Source organism: Negativicoccus succinicivorans (genome assembly GCF_014207605.1).
Lineage (GTDB): Bacteria > Bacillota > Negativicutes > Veillonellales > Negativicoccaceae > Negativicoccus > Negativicoccus succinicivorans.
Genome location: NZ_JACHHI010000001.1, coordinates 336,174 through 342,413, shown reverse-complemented (window position 1 = coordinate 342,413; position 6,240 = coordinate 336,174). Strand labels below are relative to the sequence as shown.

7 protein-coding genes are annotated in these 6,240 nt (G+C 48.1%); 3 read left to right on the top strand and 4 right to left on the bottom strand.

Annotated features, from left to right (window positions below; genetic code table 11):
- Positions 1 to 321: EF-Tu C-terminal domain-related protein (locus HNR45_RS01800; RefSeq protein ID WP_478219582.1), on the top strand; the 321-nt coding region annotated here is incomplete at its 5' end.
- 120 nt (positions 322 to 441) lie between these two features.
- The gene (locus HNR45_RS01795; RefSeq protein WP_159821755.1) at positions 442 to 1,020 is read left to right on the top strand and encodes an ECF transporter S component family protein; all 579 of its coding nucleotides are present in this window, start codon (positions 442 to 444) and stop codon (positions 1,018 to 1,020) included.
- A 50-nt stretch (positions 1,021 to 1,070) separates the two neighbouring features.
- On the opposite strand, the gene HNR45_RS01790 is transcribed toward HNR45_RS01795, so the two are convergent.
- Entirely contained in the window at positions 1,071 to 1,841 is a 771-nt protein-coding gene (locus HNR45_RS01790; RefSeq protein ID WP_159821757.1) for an NAD-dependent protein deacylase, read from the bottom strand.
- 115 nt (positions 1,842 to 1,956) lie between these two features.
- Here HNR45_RS01790 and HNR45_RS01785 point away from each other — a divergent pair, with 115 nt between their 5' ends.
- Positions 1,957 to 3,474: a dihydrolipoyl dehydrogenase family protein gene (locus HNR45_RS01785; RefSeq protein WP_159821759.1), complete on the top strand. Its 1,518-nt coding sequence runs from the start codon at positions 1,957 to 1,959 to the stop codon at positions 3,472 to 3,474.
- Between the two features lie 46 nt (positions 3,475 to 3,520).
- Here HNR45_RS01785 and sstT read toward each other — a convergent pair whose 3' ends face one another.
- The 3 genes from sstT to HNR45_RS01770 all read right to left on the bottom strand — a co-directional run bounded on the left by sstT (position 3,521) and on the right by HNR45_RS01770 (position 6,126).
- Positions 3,521 to 4,741 carry a serine/threonine transporter SstT gene (gene sstT, locus HNR45_RS01780; protein ID WP_159821761.1) on the bottom strand — a complete coding sequence of 407 codons (1,221 nt, stop codon included), beginning with the start codon at positions 4,739 to 4,741 and terminating at the stop codon, positions 3,521 to 3,523.
- Positions 4,742 to 4,868: 127 nt separating this feature from the next.
- Entirely contained in the window at positions 4,869 to 5,390 is a 522-nt protein-coding gene (locus HNR45_RS01775) for a flavin reductase family protein (protein ID WP_159821763.1), read from the bottom strand.
- A gap of 10 nt (positions 5,391 to 5,400) precedes the next feature.
- A complete protein-coding gene (locus HNR45_RS01770; protein WP_159821765.1) occupies positions 5,401 to 6,126 on the bottom strand; it encodes an SIMPL domain-containing protein in 726 nt (241 codons plus the stop codon).
- Between the last annotated feature and the right edge of the window lie 114 nt (positions 6,127 to 6,240).

Sequence of the window (6,240 nt, the reverse complement as noted above, 5' to 3'; positions counted from 1 at the left end):
CGCGGTCAGGTACTGGCGAAACCGGGCACCATTCATCCGCACACCAAATTCACGGCAGAAGTATACGTCTTGACGAAAGAAGAAGGCGGCCGTCACACTCCGTTCTTTAACGGCTACCGTCCGCAGTTCTACTTCCGTACAACGGACGTAACGGGTAACATCGAACTGCCGGAAGGCACAGAAATGTGCATGCCGGGCGACAACGTAACGATGAAAATCGAACTGATCACGCCGATCGCGATCGAAGAAGGTTTGCGTTTCGCGATTCGTGAAGGCGGTCACACCGTCGGCGCGGGCGTTGTCAGTGCCATTGAAAAATAATCATTAATAAAAAAGTGCTGCATGAGCAGCGCTTTTTTATTATGTGATTGGGTGCAGTTGGCGAAGCAGAAGTGAAATGCTATAATTTAAATAACTTACGCTGAGAAATGGAGTTTTTGCATGTCACGTCAACGTCTTGTCTTATTTACTTTTGCATATATTATGATTTGTATCGCCGGAATGGGTTTGCAAATTATTCCGTATGTTAATTTAACAGCATTTGCTCCTTACTTGGCAGCACTCATCATGGCACCAATCATCGGCGCATTGGTCGGATTTATAGGTTTTATTATGGTTGGCTATTGGCAGGGGTTACCGCTGGGAATTGCCGGACATTTGATGCTGGCGATTTCGGTCGGCACCGCTGCCTATTATTTCGGAACCATAATGGAGCAAAAGAAAAACAGCGGTTGGCTTCGCTATGTATATGCCATTGGCTGGGGTTATGTCGGTCAGGTCGGGATGGGACTGTTTTTACTGTGGTGCCTGATCGGCGAGCAGGCGCTGACTATTTTCGTGCCTTGGTCGGTAGCGGCGTTGTTGGCTATGCTGTTGGCGTTAGCAGTCGATTACGCTTGGCCGGATCATTTACGTCACGTCATCGGCGGACCGTTACCGCAAATTAAAGTCGGTCGTAATCGTGCTCGTAAACGTCGCACGGAAGTGGCGGCAAAACACCATCCGCAAAAGAATCAATGAGAAAACACGAAACAGCAGAAACAAAAAAACACGGCGCAAGCCGTGTTTTTTTATGTAAGTAAAGGCGAGATCGCGTCTTCCAATACCTGACCGATAGACTCGCGAAATAAAATATTGGCCGCTTGATCGCGCGGAGTGGAATCTTGATTAATTAACACTATTGCATCGCCGCTAAACTCATGAATGAATCCCGCGGCCGGCCAAACCACTAAACTGGTGCCGCCGATAATCAGCATATCAGCATCACGAATCGCTTGAATCGCGTTGAAAACCGTATCGTTATCCAATGGTTCCTCAAATAGAACGACATCCGGCTTGATAATGCCGCCGCATTTGTCACAATGCGGTATCGGATTGCTGCGTTCGATAATATCGTCAATAGAATATGATGCATGGCATTTTGTACAGTAATTGCGATGAATGGAACCGTGCAGTTCGTAAACGGTTTGGCTGCCGGCACGTTGGTGTAAACCGTCGATATTTTGCGTGATGATCGCTTGGAGTTTACCCATTTTTTCCAATTTGGCGAGCATTATATGGGCGCGATTCGGTTGTACATCCTTCATCATACCTTGGCGTACTTTGTAATTACTGAAAAACTCTTCCGGATGCTCAACATAGAAATGATGCGAGACCATTTCTTCCGCCGAGTAAGGCGTACCCGTGTCACGGTTAAAGATACCGTGCGTCCCGCGAAAGTCTGGGATGTCGGATTCGGTAGATACGCCGGCACCGCCGAAAAAAACAATACGTTGATGATTTTGTAAAAGGGCTTGAAATGCTTTCAGTCGTTCTTGATAGGATGCATTTGTGCGTGTCATAGCAACCTCCTTTGCGTAGTCTTTTTTTCATTATAGCATCTTAAAAAATTCTATTTCGTCCCCATGTTAAAATAAAGGAAATGAGTAATCATTAATGCAAACGATGGGAGATACCATGGTAAAAAAATATGATTTAATCGTAGTGGGCACCGGCGCCGCTCTGACCGTGTTGGAAACTGCATTGCAACGCGGGCAAAAGGTAGCAGTAGTGGAACGTGCTAAATTTGGCGGTACCTGCCTCAATCACGGCTGCATTCCGACGAAGGTTATGGTAACGGCGGCGGATGCATTGCGGGATACGGAACGTTGGGCCGAAATGGGAGTTAAAGGAGAAAAACCGACGCTCGATTGGGAAGTTATTTCGCGACGGCTTTGGAAACAAATCAACGTCTCGCAAACTATGGCGAAAGATTATAAGCAACGTGAAAATTTGGATGTTTATCACGGCACCGCGAAATTCATCGGTAAAGATACACTCCAAGTCACTTGTGACGCAAGTAAGACGGCAGATATTACCGCACCGATCATTGTGTTGGGAGTGGGGGCGCGCACCAACATTCCCGATGTGCCCGGCTTGGAAACCATTCCATATTTAACAAGCGAATCTTTTTTCGGTGATCGCTTTCTTAAAACGTTGCCCGAGACCATGACGATCTTGGGGGGCGGCCCGATCGGTACCGAATTTGCACACAGTTTTTCCGCATTGGGCGTCAACGTGACTTTGGTGCAGCATAATCAATATCTTGTGCCGCGTGAAGAACCGGAAATTTCGGAATTCGTTTTGCGGTCCTTGCGAAATTCGGGTGTTACCGTTTATACCAATCAGTCGGTCGAAAGTGTTCGCAAAGACGGTGGGGAGATCCGTTGTACGATCAGCGATCGCGCGACGCAAGAAAATAAGACCTTTACCACGGATGTTGTTTTCGTAGCCGCGGGGATTGTTCCCAATACAGATTGGCTGGATTTGGCGAAGACGGAGATTAAAACGGACGCTAAAGGTAACATCATCACAAACGAGTTTTTGGAAACATCCCAGACGGGTGTTTACGCGTTGGGCGATGTGAATGGGCAGGCGCCGTTCCGGCACAAAGCGAACTATGAAGCAGACATTATTGCCCATAACTTGTATGAAGAGAAAGATCCGCAAAAATGGCGCTGGGCAACCTACACGAATGTTCCGGTCGTTACCTATACGCATCCGGAAGCGGCGCATGTGGGCTTGACGGAAAAAGCAGCCAAAGAACAGGGATATAAAGTGCAGACCGCGTTACATTATTACTCTGATACTGTTAAAGCCTATGCGCTCGGCATCACGCACGGGAGTCCGGAAGACGGGTTCATCAAGCTGGTGATTGATCGTCCGACGCAAATTATTTTGGGCGCTCATATGGTGGGGTATCAGGCTTCTGTTTTACTCCAGCCGTATGTGAATTTGTTGAATGCGGGGACTATGGAACTGACGCCGATTCATCCGGGGATCGGTTCGGAGACGGTGCAAAAATTGCGCGATCGAGGCTTAGTGCGTGAACTTTTACCGCAACGTGTGCAAACGGTGAGTGAAACGATGGCACCGCATCCGAGCTTAAATGAAGTTTCGATGTGGACAAGATATTTTGTGGAAGGTAAAGTATAAAGAAAAAAACGGTATCCTCAAAAGGATACCGTTTTTTATTTAATAACTATAAACGACCTTCTTTACGACGTTCGGCAAACTCTGCAACAGCGGTAAAAAGCACGTCGCTGGAAGAATTTAAAGCGGTTTCGCAGGAGTCTTGCAAAACACCGATGATAAACCCGACACCGACGACTTGCATGGCAATGTCATTGCTGATACCAAACAGGCTGCAGGCCAGAGGTATCAGTAAAAGCGAACCGCCCGCTACACCGGATGCGCCGCAGGCACCGACGGCAGAAATGACACAGAGGAGAAACGCCGTCGCAAAATCGACCGGAATGTCGAGTGTATGCACGGCAGAAAGTGTCAGTACCGCAATCGTGATCGCTGCGCCCGACATGTTAATGGTGGCACCCAGCGGAATGGACACGGAATACGTATCTTCATCCAAACCGAGTTTTTGGCAAAGGTTCATATTAACCGGAATATTCGCGGCGGAACTGCGAGTGAAAAAGGCGTACAAACCGCTTTCACGCAGGGTTGTCAGAACAAGCGGATACGGATTGATACGCATTTTGACAAAGGCGATTAAAGGATTCATCACCAATGCGATGAAGAAGAAGCAACCCAGTAATACCGCCAGTAATTTTACATAACCGATGAGGGCGCCAAAGCCGCTTTCGGCAATGGTGGACGCGACTAAGCCGAAAATACCGATCGGAGCAAAGCGCAATACCCATTGTACCAATTGTGTGATCACTTGCGCAAAATCCGAGATCAACTGCTTCGTCGTGTCGTTGGCCTGACGGAGCGCAATTCCCATGACACTCGCCCAGGCCAATATACCGATATAATTGGCATTTATGAGTGCATGTACGGGATTATCCACGATATTCAGAACAACAGTACGGATGACTTCGATAATATTAGTCGGCGGAGCGAGCTGCGCATCGGTGACTTGCAGTTGTAAAATTGTCGGGAACAGGAACGAAGCCGCGACGGCCGTCAGCGAAGCGACGAAGGTACTCACAACGTAAAGTACCAGGAGCGGTCGCATGTTGCTGGAAGCGCCGGCGCGTTTGGTAGCCAGTGCCGCCATTACCAGGACAAATACGAGGACAGGCGCAACCGCTTTTAAGGCATTAACGAATAACGTACCCAAAATCGAAATGGAAGCTGCCCATTGGGGAATAAATACGGCGAGCAGGATCCCCAAAATGATTCCGACAAGAATCAATTTCACCAAGCTGGTTTCATTGACCCAGCGCCAAAAGTTTTTAATCATATTCTTCCCTCCACAATTTAATACGCTTATTATAGCGAAATAAATGTGGAAAGACAATAGACAAATGTATTTTCGTGATATACAAAAAGAAAATAGCCGCTCAAAAGAACGGCTATTTGCAAAAAAATCATACTTCGTAAGCGCTCATGATTTCCGCTACGTAAAACGTATGTACATCATCCGGATCACGATCATAAAAGAAACTGAAAATTTCCGGATCCAAACTCTCTTTAGGAAATGCCAGCGACTGCAAAGTACGACATTCCAAATGCATCCATCCCGTGCCGCCTAACACCGGTGTACTGCCTTGTTTGGGAGCGCAAAGAGTCAGACCCGCCGCGCTTATTTTATCTTCATCGCGGCCGCTGTGCGTGCCACAATATTGAAGCATTGGGCGATAATCATCAAGCAAGGGGACGGAGATCGTAAACTCATCCCTTTTTTCTAAAAGTTCATGCGTGTATCGTGACGGCTTTACGCAAATCGTGACAACATATCGTCGCCAACGGTAACCGATCGATCCCCAATTTAAATACATTGAGTTGGCTTCGGTAAGCGTACCTGTCGTTAAAAATACACCGCCGCGAACAGCGCCGATAAATTTGGCGGCGGCTTCGGCGGGAGTCAGAGTATTCCATTCTGTTGCCATATGAACTCCTTTAATCGACTAACTCAAACACGAGGCTGACGCGCATCGATACCTTTTGACTGCCGGGGAAAAGAGGCGTGGAAGGTGCGCTATCAAACGATGCCCGCGCCATCATTGGAGCCGCCCAGTATTCATTTGTCGGAGCGACGCTGGCATTCATCAGGCGTCCCAGACGGGCATGTCCCGCGCGCGCTATCACTTGCGCGGTGCGCCGACCGTTGTCAATGGCTTCGGCCAGTAATTCGTCTTTCAACTGTTGCGGTTGATCCACGACAAACTGAACATCGGAAACCGTGTTGGCACCGGCGTTTACAACAGAATCCAACACGCGGCTCAAAAGAGCGGTGTCTTTCGTTTCGAAGACGATTTCGTTGGTCACGCGATACGCTTCGATTTTCGGTGCAGTGCCATCTTTCGGATACGTATATACCGGCGTAATTAAGAAATTGGCGGTTTTCAAGTCCTTATCTTTCACGCCGGCCGCTTTAAGGGCAGCCACTACCGATTGCATGCGTTGATCGTAGGCTTCTTTCGCTACTTTGGCATCCGCGCCTTGCCCTTCGATACCGAAACGCATTTGCGCTTTATTCGGAACCAGCTCGCGTTGTGCCTGGCCCTCGACCGAGACAGTGCGTTGCGGCGCCGTAGCATCCATTACAGCGGCCTGCACGCCGTACATTCCGGTGGCGGTAAGACCGGTGGCAAGTAAGCCTGCTAAAATCCATTTGCGTAACATAGGAAAACCTCCTTAAAAAACAGAATCTATCTAAGAATATTTTACCACATTGTATTTTGGTATAATTGAAAGCAAGGGAAACAAACGGTTAAATTAAGTACCGTGGAGGACATA